We start from the raw sequence: 25,472 nt of genomic DNA on the forward strand, positions 1-25,472 counted from the left end.
TCTTCTAAACTTTTCCAATAACCTTTTCAATCTCCTCTGGCTTATCATGAATGCCAAAGCGATCAACAATTGTTGCGCTTGCTTCATTCATTCCTTTAATATCCACAGGAACTCCAACCTTTCTAAATTGAATGACGACTTTATCCAGCGCATCAACGGAACTAATATCCCACAAATGAGCATGCGTTACATCAATCACAACTTTCTCTACCGTTTCTTTATAATCAAAACTATCAATAAAGCGTTTTGAACAAGCAAAGAAAACTTGACCATTCACATAATATGTCCGTATGTCTCCTACTTTTTCTGATTTAACCATCATGAAATGAGAAACCTTATTCGCAAATGTTAATGAAGCAACCAACACACCAGCAAACACACCATACGCTAAATTACCTGTTGCAACGACAATCACCACGGTTAAAATCATAATAAAACTTGTCGATAATGGATGCGTGCGCAAATCAGAAATAGACTTCCAAGAAAATGTACTGATTGATACCATCACCATGACTGCAACCAATGCAGCCATCGGGATACTAGCAACCCAGTCCTTTAAAAACACGACTAGAATTAATAAAAACACCCCTGCAACCATCGTCGATAACCGACCACGGCCGCCTGATTTAATATTAATCACAGATTGTCCAATCATTGCACACCCAGCCATTCCACCGAAAAAGCTGGTCACAATATTGGCAATACCTTGGCCTTTGCATTCTCTATTTTTATCACTGCCTGTTTCAGTAAATTCATCAACAATGGTTGCTGTCATCATCGTTTCTAACAACCCAACCGCAGCCAATCCAAACGAATAAGGTAAAATAATCCATAAAGTTTCTAAATTTACAGGAACATTCGGAAGTAATAAAGCTGGCAACCCATCGGGCAAATGACCTTTACTGCCGACTGTTGGCACATGCCACCCTAAATACATAGCCACGGCTGTAATCATTAAAATACAAATCAAAGGCGAAGGGATTGCTTTAGTGATATAAGGAAATAAGTAAACAATTGCTAATCCACCAACTGTTAATGCATAAACATGCCATCCTCCACCAATGACTTCTCTCATCTGCGCCATAAAGATTAGGATAGCCAATGCATTCACAAATCCTGTCACTACAGAGTGCGAGACAAACCGCATTAAATTCCCAAGCTTTAAATACCCAGCAATAATTTGGAAAACACCAGCCAACATCCCCGCAACTAATAAATAATTTAATCCATGATCATGCACTAATCCCCCCATCAGTAAGGACATTGATCCTGTGGAGGACGAAATCATTGCTGGCCTCCCGCCAAACAGTGCCAAAACACAAGGAATACAAAATGCTGAATATAATCCAACGCTTGGGTCAACCCCAGCAAAAATAGAGAAGGCAATTGATTCTGGAATAAGGGCAAGAGCAACAACAATCCCAGCCAGAACATCCGCACGAATGTTACCAAGCCAGTCCTGGCGCGTTGAGGACAATAGCATATGACAATCCTATAATAGTTTGAATAGCCTTTTACAGACCATTTGATTTTGGGAGATTAAAACAAAACACAAGCGTCCCTTATGATTCCTCAAAAGGGTTTATTTATTTGGGAAATCCAAATTCACATCCATCATAGATATTCAGGGGGGTGTAATACGCATGTAAATATAAGTTATTTCATTAAAGTGAAAACAATTAATCGATTAATAAATGCCTCATTCATAAAGATCAAGAACAAATCAATAGCTTCACTAATAAAAAAAGCACCTTTGTAACAAGGTGCCTTTTTTATCTTTAATCCCGTGATACGTTTTTATTTCTGAACAACTGGGGATTGTGTTGTATTTTGAGTCGTTTGAATAGGTGTCTCAAATGCATTTTCAGCACTCCAGCCCCCCCCTAACGTTTTATACAATGTTGAAAGACTTTGCATATATTGCAAGCGAGATTGAATGGCTGTTACTTGGGCTGTCAGCAAAGTTCTTTGTGCAACCAAGGTTGATAAATAACTATCAATACCATTTTTAAATCGTGCAAAAGACAAATCATAATCTTTTTGACTAGCCTTAACACTTTCTAATTCAACCTGCCATTTTTCTTTTAATGTGGTTCTAGCTGCCAATGAATCAGAGACTTCTTGGAATGCCACTTGAACAACAGATTGATAATGTGCCGCTGCAGCACGTGCTTTCGCTTTTGCCGTTCTTAATTGTGCAAGATTTTGTCCTTCATCCATTAACGGCACAGTAATCTTAGGCATAAACTGCCATGCAGCAGAGTACGGACCAAACATTTGTGCAAACGTTGATCCTGCGGTTCCGCCTTGTGTTGTTAACTGAATAGAAGGGAAAAATGCAGCTCGTGCATAGCCAACATTTGCATTTGCCTCTTTCAATAAATGCTCTGCTTGACGAATATCAGGACGACGTTCTAACAAGTCAGATGGCATTCCAGCACCAACATCAGGCATTGCTATAAAATGATCCAAAGATGGATTAGGCCCAACTTGTTGCAACACAGTCTGTGGAATAGGCTGACCAACTAACTGCGTTAAGCTATTCATATCATTCGCAGCAGTTTTTAAATAGGTTTGCTCTTCACTTTTCGCCTCTTGCAACAACTCAACTGCCTGAGCAACTGCTTGCGCATTTTGTTGCCCATAACGATTCATACCTTGAATCAACGTTAAATTTTTCTGACGGTTACGAATACTTTCTTGAACAGTTTGCAAACTATTCATATCTGCAAGCCAAGCCATATACGTATTCGCAACTTCACTAATCAAAGAAATTTGAGTCGCAATGGTATTGTCTTGTTGAGCTAAATAATCTTCTCTAGCAGCCTGTGTTAAACTACGAACGTGATCGAATAAATCGATCTCATAGTTTGAAATCCCAAATCCTGTAGAAAGAGAATTAGAATGAATATATGAAGAACCTCCCGTTCCAAATGTTTTCCCTGGGCTAGTCTGATAAGAAGCACCTGCATTCGCATTAATCGTGGGAAATAGATCGCCTCTTTGACGAATATAACTTGCATGCGTTGCGGTGATATTTTCAATCGCTTCACGCAAATCACGGTTATTCGCCAAAGCCATAGAAATCAACTGACTTAACACAGGATCTCTAAAAAAGACTTTCCAACCAACATTATAAGCAGGTGGCAACTTTGCACCATCTGTTAATGGTGCACCATAAGCTGGACCAATCGGCCATTGCTGCGCAACAGAAGAAGAAGGGCGTTTATAATCTGGAACCAAGTTACATGCCGTAACAGAAACCAACATTAATGAAACGGCTGCCCCCTGCAAAGATCGTTTCCAAGCTTTTTTATTTTTTACGATCATTGTTCTATTCCTGTGTTTTATCAGTTGTTATAGCTTCATTAGCTACAGCTTCTTTTTTTAAAGCAATAAGCGGTTTCACTTTAAAGAGTCCCAACACAACGATAAAGAAAACAGGCACAAAGTATAGTGCCAATACCGTCGCTGTCATCACACCACCAACCACAGCTGTTCCGATAGCTACGTGACTTGCTGCACCAGCACCCGTGGCAATCGCCAAAGGTACAACCCCAAGCACAAACGCTAATGAAGTCATCAAAATAGGTCGAATACGTTCATGAGCAGCAAGAAGCGCAGATTCAACGAGTGATTTTCCCTCGTCAAAATGCTCCTTTGCAAATTCAACGATCAAAATCGCATTCTTTGCTGCAAGACCAACTGTCGTTAATAATCCAACTTGGAAATAAATATCATTATCCAAGCCACGGAAATAAGTTGCTAAAGCCGCACCAATAACCCCTAAAGGAACAACCAACAATACCGCAAAAGGAATAGCCCAACTTTCATATAGAGCTGCCAAAGATAAGAACACTGCTAAAATAGACAGAGCATACAACTTACCTGCTTGCCCAGAAGATTTAACTTGTTCATAAGACATCCCAGTCCATTCAAATCCAATTCCTGGAATCTCTTTAGCAACTTCATTGGTATATTGCTCCATCAACTTCATCGCAGTACCATTACTGACACCACGAGCACCTTGTCCCATAATTTCAAAGGAACGGTAAGTGTTATAAGTTTCTACTTTCTGTGATGTTGTTTTCCAACTACCATTAATAAAAGAAGTCAATGGAACCATTTGACCATTACTATTGCGAACAAACCAGCGACGTAAATCATCCGGTGCCATACGAGATTTAATATTCCCTTGAACAAAAACGTGCTTTACACGACCGCGCAAGTTAAACAAGCCAGCATCAGAAGATCCAAGCGCAATCGATAATGTTTGGTTAATGGAATCAATACTGACCCCTTGAGTATGTGCTTTGTCACGATCAATATTAAAATAATATTGAGGTGCATCTGGTAAACCATTTAAACGCACAGCAACCAATCGTTTATCAGCCCTTGCTTTGGCTAATATCATATCTCTAGCTTTAGCAAAAGTTGCTTCGTCTAAATGTCCACGGTTTTGTAATTCAAAGTCAAATCCTGTTGCACTTCCTAAATCCATAACAGGTGGAGGAATAACCGCAAACACATTTGCACCAGGAATAGAAGATAACGCTTTCATCGCACGAGCAGCAATCGCTTGAGCTGAAGCTTGATAGTCACCACTTCGTTGATCAAAATCTTTTAAACGCACAACACCAAAAGATGCACTTTGTGCTTGACCACCAAAGTTAAATCCAATTGCTGTAAAAACAAATTGAATATATTTCTTTTCATGTTTTAAGAAATAATCAGTAATTTGCTTATTCACACCCGCTGTCATCGCAGCAGAAGAACCTGGACTTAGAGAGGCTTGTGTATAAACAACCCCTTGATCTTCATCCGGTAAGAACCCTTCTGGCAATGCAAGAAACATTGCAACTGCGCCAACCGTAAAACCAACATATACAATCATCGTAATCCGTGTATGACGAATCATTCCACGCACACCTGAAATATACCCCGAAACCATTTTTTCAAAACTACGATTAAACCATGTAAAAAAACGTCCACGTTTTGCGTTTTTATCTTTATGTTTTAAAATAGTTGCACATAGAGCTGGTGTAAAAACTAAAGCTACAATGACAGATAATGTCATCGCCGAAACGATAGTGATCGAGAATTGTCGATAAACAACCCCAGCAGAACCACTAAAGAACGCCATCGGAATAAACACAACCGATAGTACTAACGCGATCCCAACCAGCGCACCACTAATTTGATCCATTGATTTTTGTGTGGCTGTCTTTGGATCACAATGTTCCTCTTCCATCACACGTTCGACGTTTTCAACAACAACAATCGCATCATCCACCAACAACCCAATCGCCAGCACCATCGCTAACATAGTCAGCGTATTTAATGAGAACCCTGCCATCTCTAAAATAGCAAATGTTCCTAATAGCACTACTGGAACCGCAATTGTTGGTACAAAAGTTGCTCTTATGTTCTGCAAGAATACATACATCACGATCACGACCAAAACAATCGCTTCAAGCAACGTATGAATAACCTCTTCCATAGATTCAATTACCAAGGTAGAGGTGTCTAGAGGATATAAATATTCTGCATTAGCAGGGAAATATTTTGAGAGTTCTTGAATCTTACTGTGAACAGCACTTGAAAGAGATAGCTGGTTAAATCCAGGAGATAACTTTACACCAAAAGCTGCTACAGGTTGACTGTTTAACTCACCAACAGGTTGATAGCTCATTGATCCCAACCCAACGGTTGCGACATCTTTTAATCGAATACGAGCACCATCGGTTTGTGTTTTAACAATGATATTTCCAAATTCTTCTGGTGTAACAAGACGACGAATACCTCCTGTATACATATCAAATCGTTGATCGGGTGCTGCAGGTAACTTACCAAATTCACCTAAAGGAACCTCAGCATTCTGATATGAAATCTCATTCATCACATCTGTTGGATTTAATTGATAATTATGAAGTTTATCTGGGTCCAACCATACTCTCATCGCATATTCAGATGAGAATGATGTATAATCTCCTAATCCATTTAAACGTGTAATTGGCGTTTGAACGTCACTTGCCAACAAGTCACCCAAAGCACCTTCGCTTAAAGAATTATCTTTTGTTTTAATCGCAAAAATCATCATAAAGCTTTTATTGGACTTCGAAATACGAATTCCTTGCGAAGAAACAGTAGTAGGAAGTAAAGCTCTGGCAACGTCCACACGGTTCAACACCTGAACCTGTGCAACGTCAGGATTTGTTCCTTGAGCAAAAGTCAATGTAATCGTCGCGGTACCATCACTATTGGCAACCGTTGATAAATATTCTAGATGATCCACCCCGTATAAATTCTGACTAACAGGATCAACAATAGTACGCTGAACAGTATCAGCTGTTGCGCCAGGGTACGTAAATGTCAATGTAATCGGTGGAGGAGCAATATTGGGCCATTGTGCAACCGGCAGGGTAATAAGCGCAATCATCCCCATTAACGAGATAAGAATTGCGATTACCCAAGCAAAAATAGGCCTATCAATAAAAAAACGTGATAAAGACATATAAATTTTCCAGTTTCAACAACTTAATTCGGCACTGTAGCAACAGGGGTACGACCTTCTTCTGGTGCTACCTTTTGCCCAGGGCGATAAGACGTTGGATTACTAACCAAAATTCTATCTCCCGCTTCAACACCTTTGGTTGTTACCCAATAAGTTTCTTGCATGCGTTGCACTTCAATATCACGACGCTTCACAACATTATCTTTGTCGATCACATACAAATATGGTTTTTCATCCAAACCACGCATCACTGCTTCCTGAGGAACCATAAACGCTGTTTCCATACCTTCATGCATGACTGCACGAACATACATACCAGAAAGTAACATTTTTTCAGGATTACGAACGATCGCACGTTGAATTACAGAACCAGTTTCCTGATTAGTCACTACTTCTGTAAATAACAAATTAGCTTGTAATGGATAGCGAGTATCATCTTCCAAAATTAAATCAATCGGAACATGTGCTGCACCACGCAATGTTTGTAATTTACCACCAGCCATACGACTGCGAAGACGCAATTGTTCAGCTGTAGGCTCGATAATATCTACAAAAATTGGATCTAGCTGTGTAATAATTGCAACGGGGTCAGTTTGATTCGTCGCCATTAACGCACCTTGCGTTTGAATAGAACGACTAATCCGACCAGAAATCGTGGCATTAATCCCTGTATATTCCAAGTTTAACTGTGCTTGTCTAACATTCGCACGATCACTGTCAATTGTTGCCTTGGTTGCCTCTTGAGCAGCCAACGTATCATCATAATCTTGACGACTAACCGCATCCATATTTTTCAAAGGACCGTAGCGTTTTAACTTTAATGTTTGAGCTTTAAATGTTGCTAGGTCACTATTTAACTTACCTTGAGCATTATCCAACGCAGCCTGATAGGGACGAGGATCCACTTGATAGAGTTGTTGATCTTTTGTAACGTCTGTTCCTTCTTCGAACAAACGATTATAAAGATACCCATTGACCTGAGGGCGAACTTCTGAAACACGCATTGGCGTAATACGCCCCGTGAGCTCCACTAACAACTCGACATCCTGAGGATGAGCCATAACAAAATTAGCTTTTGGTGCTACTTTTTGCGCAGGTTTTTGTTCCTTACATGCAGAAAGTGGCAATAATACAACACAAAATACGGCACATCTTTGGTGCCATTTAGTAAAGAAAGAATCTGTTATTGTCACTTCTCTTCCCTATTTTCCCTAAAAAATATAGACAAATTGATGCCTTTAAAAACACAAAAATGCTATAATAAACAACCTATTTTAATCTTGAAAAAGAGATATTTATTACTCTTCATTAACGCATCATATAAATACATACGCCAAGGATAAGCAACACATATTTTTCTTTTTTTTGAAATACGTTCAATATTTTTGTTGTGATTTACTGCCAAAGTTCGAGCCGATTATTAAGAATCATTATAAAAAACAGGTCATTTTAATGTTTATACCTCAACATAGTTATGATTTTTTTTCATGAAAAAATCATAATCACCAAATTAAAAAGAATATAAAATTCATGTATTAAATTGACATATTTAAAATTTGATACAAATAAAGAATTGTCTTAACAAATCGATTCTCTTATATAAATATTCATAAGAAAGATTGATACTAAGGAAAAAAATTATGTTTGAGCTATATAAACTTTTGAATACACTATTAAACGTCTACATGCTCATTCTACTAGCTTATTGTATCTTTAGTTTTTTATTCAGTTTTGGAGTTCTTAATCCTTATAGCAACATCACCAGAATGATCTATTCATTTCTTAGTAAAGCTTGCGACCCCATATTGAACGTCATTAGACAAATTTTACCCTCTCTTGGCACTGTTGATATCAGTCCTATTGTTGTATTTTTAGCCATCGACTACATCATTAGACCTTTATTGTTCCATATATTAATTCAACAATAACACTTTTAAATTTACAATCTAATAACACTTTTAAATTTACAATCTGATAACAAACAAAAGGCGCTATAAAAGTGCCTTTTTTAACAACTTTACTCTTTAACTTTAAACAATCCTAAATCTAATTGTTTACCATTCGAATAATTCAAACCGTGTATTCGACCTAACTGTTTTACAACTATTCCCTCTTTATCCAAATAATCCGTAAAATGCTTTTCATCACGCCGATCAACTAAGGCCAATCCGCAAGCTTGATCATTTTTTAAAAACTGAGCGGTAAGCTCTAAATTAATTAACTTTGTTTCTTTACCAACTAAAAACACTAAACTTGGCTCTGAATAAGAAGCTGAAGCAACAATACTATTTTCACAAGGTTTAAGTAATTGCACGGTCTGAGCAATTTTACCACTTAACCACTCCGAACTTAACCCCGGAATTAAAACGACAAATAGCTCTAAATACACAATAATTGCAGCCCCAATCGCTACGATAGAGGCGCGTTGCATATTATCTTTTACAAAACAAGCGACTGTATATCCAATCAAAAGAAGTGTACCAAAAGCCCCAATCATTGCTGCACAAAACCACATTCCTGTCATGTAATGTGCATAAATAATGCCACCTACAGCCAATAAAAGACCAACAATAACCCACAACACCATATAAATATTTAATAACCAACGACCCCACCTAGAAGTAGGCCCATTCCATGTTTTAGAAATATTCCATAATGCTGCTGAAGTTAAAATTGCAATTGCTGGGTAGGTTGGCAACACATAATGCGGTAACTTTGTCGCAATCAACTCAAAAACGATCCAATGCGGAATAATCCAACATAATAAGAAACAAACAGATTCTGATTTACGTTCTTTCCAAATAAATGGTAATGCCCATGCCGTGAACAAAGACCCTGGCCAAAACGTAATTAAGAAAATACCCAAATATAATCCAGGAGGCGAACCATGGGCTTGTTGTCCAGAAGCAACTTTTCCAAGGAAGTTTGTTCCAACAGCATCGGTAAAGAATTTACCATCACTGATAATCCAAATAGCCACACACCAAGGAATAACAATTAAAATACTGAGAATCCATCCCCACTTAGGATGCAAATGCTTCCACCAAGCTCTATCTTTTTTAACCCATGCCAAAATAATCGGTGGCAGTAATGTTGGAATTAAAACAACAGGTCCCTTTAACATCAACCCACAGCCAATTGCTACCCAGTAAATGATACCAACAGAAAGTGGCAGTTTCTCTGATGTCAACCTAGCCATCCAAGATCGTGCTAAACTGCTTTGTGCAAGCAGAATAAAAAATAACAACGTTGTATCAATCGTTGCCATTCGACCTTCACCTGTCAAAAGAACAGACACAGCCAAAAAGAGTCCTGCCAAAAGCCCTATATATGAATCAAATAAAATACTTCCGATCAGAACCGTTAATAAAACTGATCCTACTGCTGCAATCAAAGAAGGAATTCGATAAGCCCACACAGCTTTGTCTTTTAACGTTCCTGTTGCTTTAACAGCCAATGCTTCCAGCCAATAAATCCCTGCTGGCTGTAAATACCGGGGTTTATCCTGAAAACGCACATCAATATAATTATGACTCTCTACCATCTGAGAAGTCGCCTGCATATATCGTGCTTCATCACGATCCAGCGGTGGCAATGTTGCACGTCCAGGTAAAAATAAAACAAAAACAAACAAGGCAAGCCACAAATAATGACTTGCCTTCAAACGAAAAGACTTTTGAGAAAGAGAAGAAAGGGTCATTTTATCCCTTTGTAATAATTAATATTTAGTGATTTTTTTAGGTAAACGAATCCGATTAAGCAACCATATCACACCAAGCATATCGCGGATACCAACAATAGCTCTGTTTAAATTGGTATATTTAGAAACCCCATTTAATCGTTGACGATGATGAACCTCATGACATACCAAAGGAACCCCATAATGTCCCAATAACGCAGGTAAGAAACGATGAAGCCCTTCAAAGTGCGGGAGTTTCATAAAATCATCTCTAAGAAATAATTTCATAGGAGCGCCTGTATCAACACAACCATCTTTTAACAAATAACGACGCAATCCATTGGCAAAAGTCGTTGCAAAACGACGAGAAAAATTATCATTTCTCTTTAAACGAACGCCAACCACCAAAGGTTCACGCCCAGCATGCTGTTGAGACTTTTCCCACATAGAAATAATTTCTTTGGGATCATCTTGACCATCTCCATCCATTGTCGTAACCCACTGACCTTGCGCCGCCTCAATAGCGGTTAATAATGCAGCTGATTTTCCACAACGATGATTATGGGATAAAATAACCAAAGAAGGTAAAAACGTTTTTTTAACGTCTGACAATTGATTTAAGGTTTTATCCGTACTGCCGTCATCAACAAAAATCACTTCACAGTCAGGTAAACCTGACAAAACAGAAGCAATCTCACGACAAACGGGAATAATATTTTCCGCCTCGTTTAAAACAGTAACAACAATAGAAATTACAGGGGTCATTGGACACTAACGAGACGAAAAAAATTAAGCAACGTGACGATCAGAAGCAAGTGCTTTGGGTAATTCAGCAATTGCATTATCAATCAAAGGACTATCCTTTTCTTCTGTTAATACAGAAGAAATGACTTCATAAGCAGCTTTCACAGCGATATCTGCAGCTTCACGGCGAACAGCATTCACCGCTTCTTGCTCTGAAGCAACTAAACGAAGACGAACTAACTCTTCATGACGTTGAGCAGCCGCATCCGCTTCTTTTTTAGCATTTTCAGCAATTTTCTCTGCAGCCTCTTTGGAGGCAGCTAACATTTTTTCAGCTTCAATTTTTGCTGCTTCATGTTCTTTTTGAGCTGCTGTATAAATTTCTTCGGCCTCGCGACGCAAACGGCTTGCTTCTTCCAACTCTTGTCGAATTTGGTTACTTTTATTGTCCATAGCAGCAGCCAAAGGACGCCATAATTTTTTACCAAAAATAACAAAAAATAGAACGAAGGCAACCGCAGACCAAAAATGAGGTTCTTGTAATAAATCCATTTTTTCTCTGCCTACTAAGACTTCACTGTTAAAATTTGTTGAACTTTATTATTAACAATTTGGTCGTTAACGTCCTCATTTAATAATTGTTTCACCAAACTTTGAGCAACATCTTTCGCCATTTGATCAACTTGTTTTAATGCACTATCACGTGCCTGAACAATCCGAGTTTCTGCCTCATGCATTTCTTTGTCAAGACGAGCTTGCAACGCTTGCATTTGTTTAGCAGATGAAGCTCTAGTTTCTTGAATAATCGAATCAATTTTAGCTTGAGCTTCTGTTGCTGCTTCATTACGTGTTTTATTTAACGCTTCTACAGCTTTATCTGCCTGAGCTTTCGCTTGTCTGGCAGAATCCATATCTCCGTCAATTTTTGAACGACGATTATGAATAACTTGTTCGATCTGTGGAATCGAAAAATATTTAACAGCAAGAAACAAACAGAAAAAGATGATTAATACCCAAGCAAACTGGGCAACAACCAACGGGTTATGAAATTCCATCTGTGGCATGCCAGAAGCCATGGCATTCGTGGACAAAGCTGGGGCTAGTGCCCCTGCTGCCACGAGAGACGCCACCAGACGGGAAAAACGGGCGGAAAAGCGTCTCACGTAAAGACCCTCCTTACATAAAGAGAATAAGGAAAGCGATCAGTAGAGCATAAAGCGCAACAGCTTCCGTGAGAGCAAATCCCAACATACCCAAACCAAATACATGAGGGCGAGAAGCTGGGTTACGTGCAATACTGCTAACCAATGTTGCAAAAATATTACCAATACCAATACCAACACCAGATAATGCGATAACAGCAAGACCAGCACCAATTTGTTTTGCGGCAATAAGATCCATTTGTTTATTTCCTTGTAATAAAGAATAAAAAGTTAATACGAAACTACTGTTAATGCTCTATTGCTTCTTGTAAATACATACAAGTCAAAATTGCAAAAACATAGGCTTGTAATGCGCCAACCAATAGTTCAAGCGCGATTAAAGCCACATTTAACACAATAGGAAGAATCCCTAATGGGCCACCTAATGCCACCCCTAAGCCTGTTGCCAACAAAATTGTAAAGCCAGCAAACATTTCCAACATCACGTGTCCAGCAACCATATTCGCAAACAAACGAACAGATAAACTGATAGGTCTAGACAAATAAGACATGATTTCAATAGGAACAAGCAAAGGTGCCATCGCAACAGGCGCCCCTGCAGGCAAGAAGTGAGCAAAAAATTTCAATCCTTGATTTTTCAATGAAACAAGAATTGCTAGAATAAATACCATTATAGCTAATGTTGCAGTCACAACAATATGACTGGTAAAAGCAAATGAAAACGGTAAAAGACCCAAATAGTTACCTGTTAATATAAAAAAGAACAGTGCAAATATAAAAGGGAAGAACCCTTTTCCTTTAGCTCCCATCGTTCCCATAGCCATACCATAAAGGAATTCATAGCATATTTCTGTTGCGCTCTGAAACCGACCAGGCACAACGGCTTTATGACGCATCCCAAAATAAATTGCGACAGGAACAATAACCGCAGCAATTACCATCATCAGTTCAGATTGGGTAAAGTAAACGCCCATTCCGCCCAAGATCGGATGCAATTCAAATTGACCGAGTGCGTCTATCTTATGACCGGCCACTATTTTTCTCCCAACACTAAATCGAATCTTTTACGAAGAAACAAAATCATTTTGATACTATATCACTAGGTTTAACAATACGCCAGACATTAAGCACACCCGCAGCCATTCCTAAAATCGTGAATATAATGATAAATAATGGACGTGTTGATAACCAATAATCCAATCCATACCCAATCATAAACCCAACCAGAAAAGCTGAGAAAAGCTCTACTCCTGACCTTAAGACAAACCTCCATAATTCACCATCACCCCCAGGTAATTGGGCATGATTTTGCTTTTTTGAAGGATTCAATCGTGATTCAAAATCTTGTAATTTCTTATCAAAAGAATCGAGCTGTTTCTTTTTTGCATCTTTTTCCAAAGATCCCCCCTCCTCTTCATCCTATCATTTACAAGTTAACTCAGATCGTAAAAAAGACTATTTGCACAAGAAAGGCAATGTTTTTTTTACATTTTAACGCAGCTAATTCATCACATTTGCAAATCGGCAACTACTTTGCTTTATCTTAAATTATCATTATTTTTATTTCAAAACATTCTATCGTTTAATTATATATTAATCAAAACAATTTAACCAATTGACATAGAACCTTTTTAGTCCAAATAAATAGTTTTTATTAAAACTAAAAAGGCAAATTTATCAAAACACCTCTATTGCGGAATATAATCGTATGCTGGACTTCCTGCTGGTGCTCCAAAAGGTGGTGTATTTACTTGTAAAAGCTCTATCATATGATCTTCTGATTGACCAATAGAGCGAGCTTGCAATGCTTTACCCATGGCAGTCACACTTCCCATTCCTCTGACACACAATGCCGCTCCTGGTTGCAAAGAAAATCCTAACTTACTCACATCAGATGGACGTATATACACGACCGTACCATCCTTCATGACCACGCCCATCACTTGCCCTTGCAAATTATATAAAAGTTGTCCTACTTTCCCTTGCACAAACAAATCTGGCCCTGTTACTGGAACTGGCGAGAAACCTGCCTCTGGACTATCCTCTTGAAGGATTTTCCCTTGTGGATTTTCAACTAAAAAAGCTTGTAGCAAAGGTAAAAAGCGTGCTTTTAATCCACGAATAGTAATGTCTTGACCTGGATGAACCACTGTTTTTATTGCTTCACCGAACATGGTGGAGAAAATAACTTGAGTGCCATCTGTTAGCAATAACCCGCCCAGATTCCCGTAAGGTGTTGGCAAATATTGTTTCACATTCCCTTTAACCACAGGCAAAACAGATAAATCCATAAAGCCTGCACTGCTGTTATTACTGGTTTCATGCGAAACGCTACGAACCGCTTCTTTCTTTTGCGTTTTGGCATCAGCATTATGCACACCAGAAACAACCAAAGCCATTCCCATTACAAAACAAGAGGTGCCTTGTAACCATTTATTTTTCTTTATACTAGAAAACATCTTCATCATCATTAAATTAAAATACTTCAAAATATTATATCAATCATATATTAATCTATTCATACGATATAGCTACGAATATTTAAACAAAATTATATGATTACGTATAGTTTCATCTAAATTTATACTCTTTTTACACTCTATGCAGGCATCAATTGTGACGACATCAACTTCATTAAAAAAGAAAAATAGCGCTTTTTCTGTTGTCTTATTCATCGAGCTTTGGGAACGCTTTGGCTATTATGGCATGCAAAGCATTCTGGCATTATTCCTAAGCCAGCATATGAAATTTAGTGATTATAATGCTAATCTTTTAATTGCAGCCTTTGGAACGATGACCTATGCTGCCCCTGCTCTTGGCGGATGGATTGGGGATAAAGTCCTTGGAAATCAAAGGGCAATGTTATATGGCAGCATTATCTTGGCTTTGGGTTACTTACTTTTAGCCTCTGCGATGCATTATACAGGTGGCATCTATATCACAATGGCCATTATTAGTACTGGAAATGGTTTATTTAAACCTAATGCGGCAACACTTGTACGTCGTATTTATGAAGAAAACGATAGTCAGTTAGATATTGCATTTACCCTATATTACATGGCTGTAAATGTTGGCTCCACAATATCAATGCTATTATGTCCTTACTTAAAAGATAATTATGGATGGGATGCCGCTTTTATTGCCTGCTTTGTCGGATTACTTTTGGGGATCATTAATTACTTTATTACTCGAAAAAAACTGACCCCTTACGTTTCTCCAAAAGATCATTCTGCTATCTCTACGTCTATTTTAAGCCTTATCTTTGTCGGAATCCTTTTGTGCAGCACACTGATCACTGTGATCTTAATGTTCCCAACCATTGCACAATGGTGTATTTCAGCAGCAATTATCCTGATTTTATTTCTATGGATACAAATGTATCTTAAAATCGATCCTTCTTATCGTGCTGGCTTAAGAATCGTCTATCTATTAACGCTTGAAGGAATGCTATATTTTGTTTTTTATCAACAAATGTCCACATCTTTGACGTTTTTTGCTTTGCGCAATGTTGATCTATCATTTCCTATTGGTTCTTATCACCTATTTAACTGGTCAGCCGGACAATTCCAAGCGTTGAACCCTATCTGGATTATGATCCTCAGCCCTTTACTCGCAAAACTATATGCAACGCTTGGCAATAAACAAAAAGATTTTTCTATTGCGACCAAGTTTGTCTCTGGATTTTTCTTTGTCGGCATTGGTTTTTTCATTTGGTGGATCACCTGCTTATATACCCACACACCTTATATTTCTTCATGGATTATGGTAGCAGGCTATTTTTTCTTATCTTTAGGGGAACTACTAACCAGCGGTTTAGGCCTCGCAGTCATTGCTCGCTATGTACCTGCTTCAATGAATGGATTTATGACAGGCTCTTATTTTATGGCCTCTGGAATTTCTTTATATATAGGCGGGAAAATTGCAAATATTGCTGCGCCTCCAAATATGAACACACTCAGCGCCGACAAAACACTGATTATCTATCAAGGATTATTTTTCAATCTCTTTTGTTTAGCTGCAGTCGCTTTAGTTATTTTAATCTTGTTCTTACCCCTTCTGCATAAATGGGACAAAAAATACAAACAAGATATGCTGACGGTAAAATAACAGCCAAATGGAAAAAGTAAGTTTAAGCGACTTTTTCCATTTGAATATTTTTCATCACAACAAACGTACAAATAACAGCCATAATCCCAAACGGGACAACCCCCATTGCTTGCCCAACTAAGACCCCTTGTGGTCCATAAGAAGCACCCACGTAAACAAAAGGAATCGTTCCTAACGTTGCACGCCCCCAATTAAAAAGCGTAGAAAGTAGCGGATATCCTAAATTGTTAAATGCGGTATTAGAAACAAACAACATTCCCAAAAATAAATTATTAATGATCACCCAATGACAAAATAAATGCATCAGAGCTGCACCATCTGCTTTAAGTGCGAACATTTTTATAAATAAATCTTCACCAATAAAAAATACAAACCACGCACAAAATACACATAAACAAACGAGCTTTAAAGAAACAACCATAGTTTCTTGCATACGCTCTCTTAACCCTGCGCCAAAATTTTGTGAGATAATAGGCCCGACAGACCCCGTTAATGCAAATACAAAAGCAAAAGCAACAGGGATCAAACGATCAATAGCCGTTTGACCGGCAATCGCATCACTACTAAATCGAGACATTGTATGAATCACAAACAATCCCCCGACAGGAGTCGCTAAATTTGTTAAAATTGCCGGAAATGAAATCTTAAACACTTCCAAAGAATCAGACCAAATATATTTCCATTCAGGCTTTTGCAGCAACTCATATCGTCTTAAGCTATAAAATCCTAACAAAGCCACCGCTAATCGGGAACAAACCGTGCTGATGGCAGCGCCTTCTAGCCCTAAATGAAACACTAAAATAAATAATGGATCCAACGTGCCTGCTACTAATGCACCAATAACGGTCACATTCATAGAACGTTTGGCATCTCCCATAGCTCTTAACAAGCCAGATAAAACCATTCCTAGGCCAATAAGAAATAATAGAGGGGAAACAATAACAACAAAATGGCTAGCTTGTTGTAAAACAACACCTCTAGCACCTAGAAGATATAAGATTTCACGATTATAAGCAGCAATACATAATCCCAAAACAATCATGATTGCCGTCATTACAACAATAAAAGAGGTCACGATCCTTTTTGCACGTTCATATTGATGTGCCCCCACTAAACGCGCGGCAATAACCGTGGCACCAATGGACATGCCAATACAAATAGAAATTTGTAAGAACCCAATCGCATTCGCAAATCCGATCGCTGCTGTAAAACGAGAATCCCCTAATCTAGAAATATAAAAAAGATTTAAAAAATCGACAAGGAATACAGCCATTAATCCCACTGTACCCGTTCCAGCCATCACAACCACATGCCGCATGATTGAGCCTTCACAAAAACGCGGTTTATGCAAGGACTTTGTATCAGCGGACATCTTCATCGTTATCAAACAACCTTATTTAATAAAATAAATAATAAATCGATCCGACTGTATCAGCTTTTATAATTTTTTATGATCTTTTTTTTCTAAATAAGGCAAATAAAACCGCTCTAACAAAGTCGCTGGTAGCAAATCAATCACTCTCGCCAAAACCACCATCCAGACAGGAAATATAATTCTTCGTTTCTTATCCAACACCCCTTGCACAATCAGCTTAGCTGCCGTCTCAGCATCCATTAATCCTGGCATTTTAAATTGATGTTTAGCTGTCATTGGCGTTCGAATAAAACCACAACAAACGCTGGATAAAGAAATTCCCAGTTTTTGCAAAGAACCACCGCTTGATACCACAAACCGATCAACCGCAGCTTTCGATGCACAATAAGAAGGCGCCCATGCAGAATTCACAAAACCTGCCACAGAAGCAATCGCAGCAATTCTTCCTCGCAGATGTTCTTCATTAACCTCTTGCTGACGCATGACTTCAATGGCTGGCAAAACCGTATTTAAAACGCCATCAATATTCGTGCTCATAATTTGACGAACCTTTTCAGAAGATTCAGGAAGCGTATGTCGAGATTTTGTATCTGCTGTACCAATAGAAACCCCAGCACAAGCAAGAACAAAGTCTAACTGTCCTACAGAATGAATCCACTCCTCCATTCCATGCTGATCACAAACATCTAAACACTTAATTTCTACAATAGCACCTCGACGTTGACATTCTTCTGCAACCTCTTGTAGGGCTTGTTGATTACGCCCTCCTAGAAATAAGCGCACTCCAGAATATGCCAAATATAAAGCAACAGCACGCCCAACCCCAGACGAAGCCCCTGTAATCAAAATTGAATTTAATCGTTTATCGCGCATAGAAACTTCTTCTGTAAAAATACTAAACCAATTGTTGAATATAAAACTGATTGTCTTTCTCGAAATCACTCAATTTATATTGCGTATAATTTAAATCTCGATAAGTTCGAACAAATAAATATCCTCTGTCCAAATCTGAAAGACTTGTCCACTCTGTATATTCAGACTTTCTTTGCTCCCCCACCGTCATATTCTTAGGGCGATCAAATTTATTCATAATATGAGAAAGCTCTATAAGAGCCACATCGGCCGTTTCTGCCTTTAAAGCAAAAGAAGTATAAAAAACTGCCCGCACAAAACGCCCTACTGAAGTATCATCTGACGGTAACGTCGCCATTGCATTTCCAAGGTCTGGAGCTTGCAAAGATAAACCTCCCAACTCCGTTGATACGGATTTATCTTGATTGGTAAGCATTGTATAATTATGCATATTTGTTAAATGCCACGAAAATTCTGGCCCATTTGTTAAAACACCCGTGGGATTATCATAAATACACAATTTTCCTTTGGTATATTCCACCACAATGCACTGCCCCTTTTTATCATAAAAAATAAAATGGAGTGGGGAACGACTATTTTCTAGCAAAGGTAAAGTAGGAGACCACATCGGTTGTGTTAATAATGCTTGTTTGACTTCATCCACAGATTGAAAGCGTGCCAATGCCCAATTTCCGATTTTAATCAATGGCAAAGCTTGTGCATATTCTTCTTGCTTTAACGCCACAGTTTCTGAAATGTCATACATATTAGCAGAAAAAGAAAGACCTGCGTTATTCATCCCCTCAATTACAGATCGATCATCCAATGAGAATGCGGGCATCGTAATACATAAAATATTATATTTTGCTGTATATTTCAGTCCAGGCTGACCATCTAGGGTTAGATTTTCAAATATAAATCCTGTTGGATAATAAGTAAGATAAGACGGATAATCCGTTAAAAACTCCAAAGTCCTGCCATGATAAACACGCTGATATGCATCTTGAATCCTTAACGATGTGCAAGCAAACATCATCCTCTTTTTCCTTCTCAACTCTGTACAATGATCACAAATGCTTTATTACAAAGATAATGTAACCAAATAGCATCCTTGTGATTTGCTGCAAAATTTAAAACTCCATACCTTAAAGGTAACCTTTTAAAAATATTTTTCAAATTAAAGAGCCCTTCATATGAATAAATGGTCTAGAAATCAAATTTGTACCGTTTTCGCAGCTGTTAGCAGTTGGGGGCTTGATGCCTTTGATTTCTTTCTGCTCATCTTTGTTATTGATGATATCGCCCGTAGCTTTTCAGTTTCCAATAAAGAGGTCGCACTCGCAATCTTTTTAACCTTAGCTTGCCGTCCTATTGGTGCTATCTTTATTGGAAAAATGGCCGAAAAATATGGTCGAAAACCTGTGTTAATGGCCAACGTTGCTACTTTTTCTATCTTAAGCGGTTTATCTGCTTTTGCACCAACATTATTCATATTCCTTGCGATCCGATGCGCTTACGGCGTAGCAATGGGTGGAATATGGGGGGTTGCCTCTGCGCTTGCCTTTGAGACCATCCCTCCTAAAACAAAAGGATTTATTTCTGGATTATTCCAAGCAGGATACCCTCTAGGATATCTCAGCGCATCCGTCATCTATGGATTATTTTTTGATTATATCAGATGGCAAGATTTATTCCTCATCGGGACACTTCCTATTTTCTTAGTTGCTTTTATTTATTTCTTTGTTGAAGAATCCTCTGTATGGCAAGAAGCTAAAAATGAAAAAAAAGAAAATCTTCCTATCATCCCTGTCATCATTAAAAATTGGCCTGTCTGTATCTATGCCATTATTTTAATGACATGCTTTAACTTTTTCAGTCACGGCACTCAAGATGTCTATCCATTGTTCTTAAAAGATCAACATCACTTCACAACGCATACAGTCAGCATTATTGCTATCCTTTATAATATTGCCTCTATCATTGGAGGAGTTTCCTTTGGAACATTATCTCAAAAAATTGGACGTCCTCAAGCCATGACCTTAGCAGCCTTCTTTGCTTTATGTGCTGTCCCTTTATGGGCGTTTTCAAGCAGCGTTGTCCTCATAGGGCTTGGCGCATTTATTATGCAACTAATGGTGCAAGGCGCATGGGGAATTATTCCAATTTATCTCACCGAATTAATGCCAAAACATACAAGAGCTGTCTTACCTGGGGTTGCTTATCAACTTGGGAATTTATTAGCCTCTATTAACCTCCCCTTACAAATCTATATCGCAGAATCTTATCATGGAGATTACAGCATTTCTCTTGCTTCAGTTGCCTCTATAACTGCAATTTGTATTATGCTTTTAATGGTTTTTAATATAAAAAAGACTTCATCAACCATATAAAAATAAAAGGTTTTTAAAAGATGGACTTTATTAAAACACGCGCAGCCGTTGCTTGGGGGCCTAAACAACCATTAATCATTGAGGAAGTCGATCTTATGCCTCCTCAAAAAGGCGAAGTCCTCATTCGTATTGTTGCCACAGGTGTTTGTCATACTGATGCCTACACATTATCAGGGGCTGATCCAGAAGGAATTTTTCCTGCTATTTTAGGTCATGAAGGGGCTGGTATCGTAGAGGCTGTTGGTGAAGGTGTGACCAGTATTTCTGTTGGAGATTACGTCATTCCTCTTTACACGCCAGAATGTGGAAAATGTGAATATTGCTTATCTGGCAAAACAAACCTATGCCAAGCTATTCGCGTTACACAAGGCAAAGGGTTAATGCCTGATGGCACCACCCGTTTTTTTAAAGATGGCAAGCCTATTTTTCATTATATGGGAACGTCTACCTTTTCTGAATATACCGTTGTTCCAGAAATCTCTGTTGCAAAAATCAGTAAAGAAGCACCTTTAGAAAAAGTCTGTTTATTGGGATGCGGAATCACAACAGGCATGGGTGCTGTTACCAACACCGCCAAAGTGCAACCTGGTGATAGTGTTGCTGTATTTGGTTTGGGTGGTATTGGTCTTTCTGTCATTATGGGCGCGAAAGCTGCAAAAGCAGAACGAATCATTGCCATTGATATTAATACAGACAAATTTGATCTCGCCAAAAAACTAGGAGCAACAGACTGCATTAATCCCAAAGATTATCAAAAATCTATTCAAGACGTTATTGTTGAATTAACCAACGGTGGTGTTGATTTTTCTTTTGAATGTATTGGCAACGTTAAAGTCATGCGCTCTGCTCTGGAATGCTGCCACAAAGGCTGGGGAGAATCCGTTATTATTGGCGTCGCCGGGGCTGGTGAAGAAATCTCAACCCGTCCATTTCAACTGGTAACAGGACGTGTATGGCGCGGCTCTGCATTTGGTGGTGTCAAAGGGCGCTCTCAACTGCCAAATATCGTTAATGATTACCTACAAGGTAAATTCCAACTGGATGATTTTATTACTCATGAAATGCCTTTAGATCAAATTAATAAAGCTTTTGATTTAATGCATGACGGTAAATCTATTCGCACGGTTATTCGATATTAATATATGTTGTATCCTCTAGTTTAACCGACTAGAGGAGCAATTCTTATAATATACTATCTATGTTATTTATCCTTAACCTTCCTTATTTATGAAATAAACAATTTCTGATATAAACAACCATCAAAGGATGCTTCGTGGAGGAAATTTATGTCTGAGCTACAATCTAAACCTACAGAACCCGCTAAAAGAAGAGGGATTTGCTTTGTGCTTTCTGCCCCGTCGGGGGCTGGTAAATCAACCATCGCCAATGCGCTTAGAGCCTCTCAAAAAAATTTATCTCACTCCATATCAGTAACGACACGCCCTCCTCGCCCTGGTGAATCCGATGGTGTTCATTATCACTTTATCACTCAAGAACAATTCGAGGAACAGGCTAAGAATGGAGACCTATTGGAATGGGCAACAGTCTTTGGAAAAAGCTATGGAACTCCTAAAGCCCCTGTTGAACAACAATTAGCCGAAGGTAAAGACCTTATTTTTGATATTGATTGGCAAGGGCAACAACAAATCAAAGCAGCTTTGCCAAATGATGTTGTGAGTATTTTCATTCTCCCTCCTTCGTTAGAAGAGCTACAACAACGTCTCATTAATAGAGCTTCTGATCATCCAAATGAAATTAATAAACGTATGGATGCTGCTTTAAACGAAATTTCACATTGGAAAGAATTTGACTACGTTATTATTAACAATAAACTAGACCTTGCTATTCATGAAGCCGAAAGCATTCTTTCTTGTGAACGCCTAAAAACCAAGCGCCAAATTTTCCTTAAATCCTTTACAGATAGCTTTTCCCGTTAATTCCAACCCAAAAAGAGACTGATAGAAATGGATTTTTCTAAAATTACCATTTTATGCATTGGTGATGTCATGCTGGATCGTTTTATTTATGGCAATGTCCAGCGCATATCCCCCGAAGCCCCCGTTCCTGTTTTGCAATTAAATGATAAAAAAGAAATGCTCGGTGGAGCAGGAAACGTCACGAATAATATCTTATCTCTTGGGGGGAAAGCAATCTTAATTGGGTTAATTGGTCAAGATGGATATGCAGATGGCCTTAAAAACTTAGCTCAACAAAAAAATATTACAGATCGTTATTTAGTTCGATCTTCACACCGTCCAACAATTTGTAAATCTCGTTTTATTGCTGCCAATCAACAGGTTATTCGTGCTGATGAAGAAAGTTTAGCCCCACTTCATCATGACGAAATTTCGCAACTACTACAATCGATTGATTTAGCAATCGATAAAGTCAATGCCATCGTCATTTCTGATTATGGAAAAGGGGTGTGTCATCCCATCGTAATCAAGCATACAATGCAACAGGCAAAACTCCATAATATTCCTGTTTTTGTTGACCCAAAATCCTCTGATTTCTCTTTGTATCAATATGCAACTTGCGTCACACCAAACACCAAAGAAGCCAGTGCTGCTGTTCAACATACTTTGGAAAATGATCACGATTTTGAACAAGCAGGTGAAACCTTATTAAATGCTACCCAAGGTCAAGCGATTTTAATCACACGCTCTGAAAAAGGAATGACCCTTGTTGAAAGAGGAAAGCCTGTAACAACCATTCCTTCTCGTGCCAGAGAAGTATTCGATGTTTCTGGTGCTGGAGATACGGTTATTGCAACCTTAGCATTAGCATATGCTGCGGGATACTCTTTATCTGAAGCAATGCATATTGCCAATGCAGCAGCTGGCGTTGTTGTTGCCAAAGCGGGGACTTCTACAACAAGCATTGCAGAAGTCTTAAACGAATTAAAAGCGCAAGACCCACGTAGTTTTTCCGAAACGATTTCACCAACATTGCTGCATCCAGAACAATTATTAGAGCAAGTCAAACAGTGGAAACGACAAAAACTCACCGTTGGTTTTACAAATGGATGTTTCGATATTATCCATCCAGGACATGTCATGTTACTGAAACAGGCACGTGAAAAATGTGATCGCCTAATTGTTGCTCTCAATACAGATCGCAGCATCAAAGCCTTAAAAGGTGAACAAAGACCCATTAATAATCTACAAAGCAGATCTCAAGTCATGGCGGCTTTGCGATATGTTGATGCTGTCGTTGCGTTTGATGAGGATACTCCTTTTAATCTCATTAATCTTTTTAAACCTGATATTCTCGTCAAAGGTGCTGATTATCAAAATAAAGAAGTCATAGGGCGAGATATTGTTGAGATCAATGGCGGAAAAGTTATCTTAGCGAACTTACAAGAAGGCTTTTCTACAACCAATATTATTGATAAGATCTCGAATTCTTAAGGTTTTTGGCATTTATACATCATGGAAAAAAAATGAACATCCCTCATCATGTTCGCTGTCAATATGATCTTTTTACACAATGGTTATTACATCAAGCATTACCTTATTGGGGAACTGTGGGTGGGGATGGCTTAGATAAACCATTCCAATGGGGAGCTCACGAACAATTAAAAATGGATGGTTCTCCTGATTTTCCAGGTTATAAACGCCTACGTGTCCAAGCTCGCCAATTATATAGCTTTACTCAAGGCGCTTTGTTAGGGTGGACATCAGGAAATTATATTACAGAACAAATTTATCAATTCATGCAGAATGCACAGTTAAGCGAAGGGCATTGGGCAAAAAGTTTAACTCGAGAAGGGCAAATCCTCGATTCATCTTCTGATTTATATGACATTGCCTTTATTATTTTTTCATTATCTTGGTATGCTCGCCTCAGCAACGATCCAAGGCCTATTCAGCAAGCTAGACAAACGCTACAATGGATTGAAAATTTTATGTCTTACCCTCAAGGAGGATATAAAAATATCGTTCCTTTAGTAACTGGTTATAGACAACAAAATCCGCATATGCATTTATTAGAAGCAATTCTCGCTTTATATGAAACGACGGGTGCAGAACAAGACCTTCTCATTGCGCATAAACTAATTCATCTTTTTAAAACGCATTTTTTTAACCATCAAGCTGGCGTTCTAGAAGAGTATTTCGTTGAAAATTGGTCTTCTGTTCCTCATCCAATGCCAACAGAAGTGGAACCTGGTCATCAATATGAATGGATATGGCTTTTATCTGAATATGAGCGACTAACTGGCATTAGCCATAAAGATGAAATGCAACGAATGTATCGTTTTAATGAACGCTATGCTATTGATCAAGTTACAGGGCTCGTAGCAGATAAAGTTCAAACAGATGGAACTCTAGTGAATAAATCTGCACGTTTATGGGTGCAAACAGAAGCTATTCGTGCGACTAGCTTGATGAATGATGAAAAAAGTTATCAACATCTCGGTAAAATTGTTGATAATTTACTCCGCCGTTACTTTGCAAACTGCCCAAAAGGCACATGGCAAGACCAATTAACCCATTGTTATGATTACAATAGCTCTAAAATTCCAACGAGCTCTTTCTATCATATTGTCAGCGGGTATATGCAACTTCACCACACAATACAATTATCCACATTATCCACAACTTTCCCCACAATTCACAACAGACAATAATCTTAAAAAGTGATATAG

The 25,472-nt window shown here is 38.4% G+C and carries 22 protein-coding genes; 7 read left to right on the plus strand and 15 right to left on the minus strand.

The annotated features are described in order from the left end of the window. Positions 1-4: 4 nt before the first annotated feature. The 4 genes from CIN_RS07695 to CIN_RS07710 all read right to left on the minus strand — a co-directional run bounded on the left by CIN_RS07695 (position 5) and on the right by CIN_RS07710 (position 7,707). Positions 5-1,483 (minus strand): SulP family inorganic anion transporter, encoded by a 1,479-nt coding sequence (locus tag CIN_RS07695; RefSeq protein ID WP_008854514.1) that lies wholly within the window; start codon positions 1,481-1,483, stop codon positions 5-7. A gap of 314 nt (positions 1,484-1,797) precedes the next feature. Next, positions 1,798-3,330: an efflux transporter outer membrane subunit gene (locus CIN_RS07700; RefSeq protein ID WP_008854515.1), complete on the minus strand. Its 1,533-nt coding sequence runs from the start codon at positions 3,328-3,330 to the stop codon at positions 1,798-1,800. A 4-nt stretch (positions 3,331-3,334) separates the two neighbouring features. Further along, positions 3,335-6,514 carry an efflux RND transporter permease subunit gene (locus CIN_RS07705; RefSeq protein ID WP_040364199.1) on the minus strand — a complete coding sequence of 1,060 codons (3,180 nt, stop codon included), beginning with the start codon at positions 6,512-6,514 and terminating at the stop codon, positions 3,335-3,337. Between the two features lie 23 nt (positions 6,515-6,537). Next, on the minus strand, positions 6,538-7,707 hold the full coding sequence (locus tag CIN_RS07710; protein ID WP_050798392.1) for an efflux RND transporter periplasmic adaptor subunit: 1,170 nt from the start codon (positions 7,705-7,707) through the stop codon (positions 6,538-6,540). 447 nt (positions 7,708-8,154) lie between these two features. Here CIN_RS07710 and CIN_RS12215 point away from each other — a divergent pair, with 447 nt between their 5' ends. Next, a complete protein-coding gene (locus CIN_RS12215) occupies positions 8,155-8,442 on the plus strand; it encodes a YggT family protein (protein ID WP_050798393.1) in 288 nt (95 codons plus the stop codon). An 89-nt stretch (positions 8,443-8,531) separates the two neighbouring features. Here CIN_RS12215 and CIN_RS07720 read toward each other — a convergent pair whose 3' ends face one another. The 8 genes from CIN_RS07720 to CIN_RS07755 all read right to left on the minus strand — a co-directional run bounded on the left by CIN_RS07720 (position 8,532) and on the right by CIN_RS07755 (position 14,559). Continuing rightward, positions 8,532-10,214, minus strand: coding sequence for an ArnT family glycosyltransferase (locus CIN_RS07720; RefSeq protein WP_008854518.1), 1,683 nt, complete (start codon positions 10,212-10,214; stop codon positions 8,532-8,534). An 18-nt stretch (positions 10,215-10,232) separates the two neighbouring features. Further along, positions 10,233-10,958, minus strand: coding sequence for a glycosyltransferase family 2 protein (locus tag CIN_RS07725; protein ID WP_008854519.1), 726 nt, complete (start codon positions 10,956-10,958; stop codon positions 10,233-10,235). Positions 10,959-10,982: 24 nt separating this feature from the next. Further along, entirely contained in the window at positions 10,983-11,489 is a 507-nt protein-coding gene (gene atpF, locus CIN_RS07730; RefSeq protein WP_008854520.1) for a F0F1 ATP synthase subunit B, read from the minus strand. A gap of 14 nt (positions 11,490-11,503) precedes the next feature. Continuing rightward, positions 11,504-12,100, minus strand: coding sequence for a F0F1 ATP synthase subunit B family protein (locus CIN_RS07735; RefSeq protein ID WP_050798394.1), 597 nt, complete (start codon positions 12,098-12,100; stop codon positions 11,504-11,506). Positions 12,101-12,113: 13 nt separating this feature from the next. Then, positions 12,114-12,338 (minus strand): ATP synthase subunit C family protein, encoded by a 225-nt coding sequence (locus CIN_RS07740; RefSeq protein ID WP_008854522.1) that lies wholly within the window; start codon positions 12,336-12,338, stop codon positions 12,114-12,116. Between the two features lie 49 nt (positions 12,339-12,387). After that, positions 12,388-13,137, minus strand: a complete 750-nt coding sequence (locus CIN_RS07745) for a F0F1 ATP synthase subunit A (RefSeq protein WP_040364200.1) — start codon at positions 13,135-13,137, stop codon at positions 12,388-12,390. A 43-nt stretch (positions 13,138-13,180) separates the two neighbouring features. Beyond that, positions 13,181-13,498 (minus strand): AtpZ/AtpI family protein, encoded by a 318-nt coding sequence (locus CIN_RS11825; protein WP_008854524.1) that lies wholly within the window; start codon positions 13,496-13,498, stop codon positions 13,181-13,183. A 290-nt stretch (positions 13,499-13,788) separates the two neighbouring features. Then, a complete protein-coding gene (locus tag CIN_RS07755; RefSeq protein WP_008854525.1) occupies positions 13,789-14,559 on the minus strand; it encodes a hypothetical protein in 771 nt (256 codons plus the stop codon). A gap of 157 nt (positions 14,560-14,716) precedes the next feature. On the opposite strand from CIN_RS07755, the gene CIN_RS07760 reads away from it, so the two are divergent. Then, complete coding sequence (locus tag CIN_RS07760) at positions 14,717-16,207, plus strand: peptide MFS transporter (RefSeq protein WP_040364201.1); 1,491 nt, start codon at positions 14,717-14,719, stop codon at positions 16,205-16,207. Positions 16,208-16,229: 22 nt separating this feature from the next. Here CIN_RS07760 and CIN_RS07765 read toward each other — a convergent pair whose 3' ends face one another. The 3 genes from CIN_RS07765 to CIN_RS07775 are packed head-to-tail and all read right to left on the minus strand — an operon-like array spanning position 16,230 to position 19,470. Next, entirely contained in the window at positions 16,230-17,585 is a 1,356-nt protein-coding gene (locus tag CIN_RS07765; RefSeq protein WP_245527831.1) for an MATE family efflux transporter, read from the minus strand. Between the two features lie 60 nt (positions 17,586-17,645). Beyond that, positions 17,646-18,455 (minus strand): SDR family NAD(P)-dependent oxidoreductase, encoded by an 810-nt coding sequence (locus tag CIN_RS07770; RefSeq protein WP_008854528.1) that lies wholly within the window; start codon positions 18,453-18,455, stop codon positions 17,646-17,648. Between the two features lie 22 nt (positions 18,456-18,477). After that, positions 18,478-19,470, minus strand: coding sequence for a linear amide C-N hydrolase (locus CIN_RS07775; RefSeq protein WP_139016985.1), 993 nt, complete (start codon positions 19,468-19,470; stop codon positions 18,478-18,480). Between the two features lie 157 nt (positions 19,471-19,627). Here CIN_RS07775 and CIN_RS07780 point away from each other — a divergent pair, with 157 nt between their 5' ends. The 5 genes from CIN_RS07780 to CIN_RS07800 all read left to right on the plus strand — a co-directional run bounded on the left by CIN_RS07780 (position 19,628) and on the right by CIN_RS07800 (position 25,454). Continuing rightward, positions 19,628-20,824 carry an MFS transporter gene (locus CIN_RS07780; RefSeq protein WP_008854530.1) on the plus strand — a complete coding sequence of 399 codons (1,197 nt, stop codon included), beginning with the start codon at positions 19,628-19,630 and terminating at the stop codon, positions 20,822-20,824. A 29-nt stretch (positions 20,825-20,853) separates the two neighbouring features. Beyond that, the gene (locus tag CIN_RS07785; protein ID WP_211475716.1) at positions 20,854-21,963 is read left to right on the plus strand and encodes an S-(hydroxymethyl)glutathione dehydrogenase/class III alcohol dehydrogenase; all 1,110 of its coding nucleotides are present in this window, start codon (positions 20,854-20,856) and stop codon (positions 21,961-21,963) included. A gap of 147 nt (positions 21,964-22,110) precedes the next feature. Next, positions 22,111-22,761 carry a guanylate kinase gene (gene gmk / locus CIN_RS07790; RefSeq protein WP_040364202.1) on the plus strand — a complete coding sequence of 217 codons (651 nt, stop codon included), beginning with the start codon at positions 22,111-22,113 and terminating at the stop codon, positions 22,759-22,761. A 27-nt stretch (positions 22,762-22,788) separates the two neighbouring features. Further along, on the plus strand, positions 22,789-24,234 hold the full coding sequence (hldE, locus tag CIN_RS07795; protein ID WP_008854533.1) for a bifunctional D-glycero-beta-D-manno-heptose-7-phosphate kinase/D-glycero-beta-D-manno-heptose 1-phosphate adenylyltransferase HldE: 1,446 nt from the start codon (positions 22,789-22,791) through the stop codon (positions 24,232-24,234). Between the two features lie 32 nt (positions 24,235-24,266). Further along, positions 24,267-25,454 (plus strand): AGE family epimerase/isomerase, encoded by a 1,188-nt coding sequence (locus CIN_RS07800; protein WP_008854534.1) that lies wholly within the window; start codon positions 24,267-24,269, stop codon positions 25,452-25,454. Positions 25,455-25,472 lie beyond the last annotated feature (18 nt).

The sequence above is a fragment of the Commensalibacter intestini A911 genome (assembly GCF_000231445.1).
Taxonomy (GTDB): domain Bacteria; phylum Pseudomonadota; class Alphaproteobacteria; order Acetobacterales; family Acetobacteraceae; genus Commensalibacter; species Commensalibacter intestini.

Coding starts and splice junctions, on each gene's coding strand:
- CIN_RS07695 (WP_008854514.1), bottom strand. CDS start 1,483: ATGCTATTGTCCTCAACGCGCCAGGACTGGCTTGGTAACATTCGTGCG.
- CIN_RS07700 (WP_008854515.1), bottom strand. CDS start 3,330: ATGATCGTAAAAAATAAAAAAGCTTGGAAACGATCTTTGCAGGGGGCA.
- CIN_RS07705 (WP_040364199.1), bottom strand. CDS start 6,514: ATGTCTTTATCACGTTTTTTTATTGATAGGCCTATTTTTGCTTGGGTA.
- CIN_RS12215 (WP_050798393.1), top strand. CDS start 8,155: ATGTTTGAGCTATATAAACTTTTGAATACACTATTAAACGTCTACATG.
- CIN_RS07720 (WP_008854518.1), bottom strand. CDS start 10,214: ATGACCCTTTCTTCTCTTTCTCAAAAGTCTTTTCGTTTGAAGGCAAGT.
- CIN_RS07725 (WP_008854519.1), bottom strand. CDS start 10,958: ATGACCCCTGTAATTTCTATTGTTGTTACTGTTTTAAACGAGGCGGAA.
- atpF (WP_008854520.1), bottom strand. CDS start 11,489: ATGGATTTATTACAAGAACCTCATTTTTGGTCTGCGGTTGCCTTCGTT.
- CIN_RS07740 (WP_008854522.1), bottom strand. CDS start 12,338: ATGGATCTTATTGCCGCAAAACAAATTGGTGCTGGTCTTGCTGTTATC.
- CIN_RS07755 (WP_008854525.1), bottom strand. CDS start 14,559: ATGTTTTCTAGTATAAAGAAAAATAAATGGTTACAAGGCACCTCTTGT.
- CIN_RS07765 (WP_245527831.1), bottom strand. CDS start 17,585: ATGAAGATGTCCGCTGATACAAAGTCCTTGCATAAACCGCGTTTTTGT.
- CIN_RS07770 (WP_008854528.1), bottom strand. CDS start 18,455: ATGCGCGATAAACGATTAAATTCAATTTTGATTACAGGGGCTTCGTCT.
- CIN_RS07775 (WP_139016985.1), bottom strand. CDS start 19,470: ATGATGTTTGCTTGCACATCGTTAAGGATTCAAGATGCATATCAGCGT.
- CIN_RS07780 (WP_008854530.1), top strand. CDS start 19,628: ATGAATAAATGGTCTAGAAATCAAATTTGTACCGTTTTCGCAGCTGTT.
- gmk (WP_040364202.1), top strand. CDS start 22,111: ATGTCTGAGCTACAATCTAAACCTACAGAACCCGCTAAAAGAAGAGGG.
- hldE (WP_008854533.1), top strand. CDS start 22,789: ATGGATTTTTCTAAAATTACCATTTTATGCATTGGTGATGTCATGCTG.
- CIN_RS07800 (WP_008854534.1), top strand. CDS start 24,267: ATGAACATCCCTCATCATGTTCGCTGTCAATATGATCTTTTTACACAA.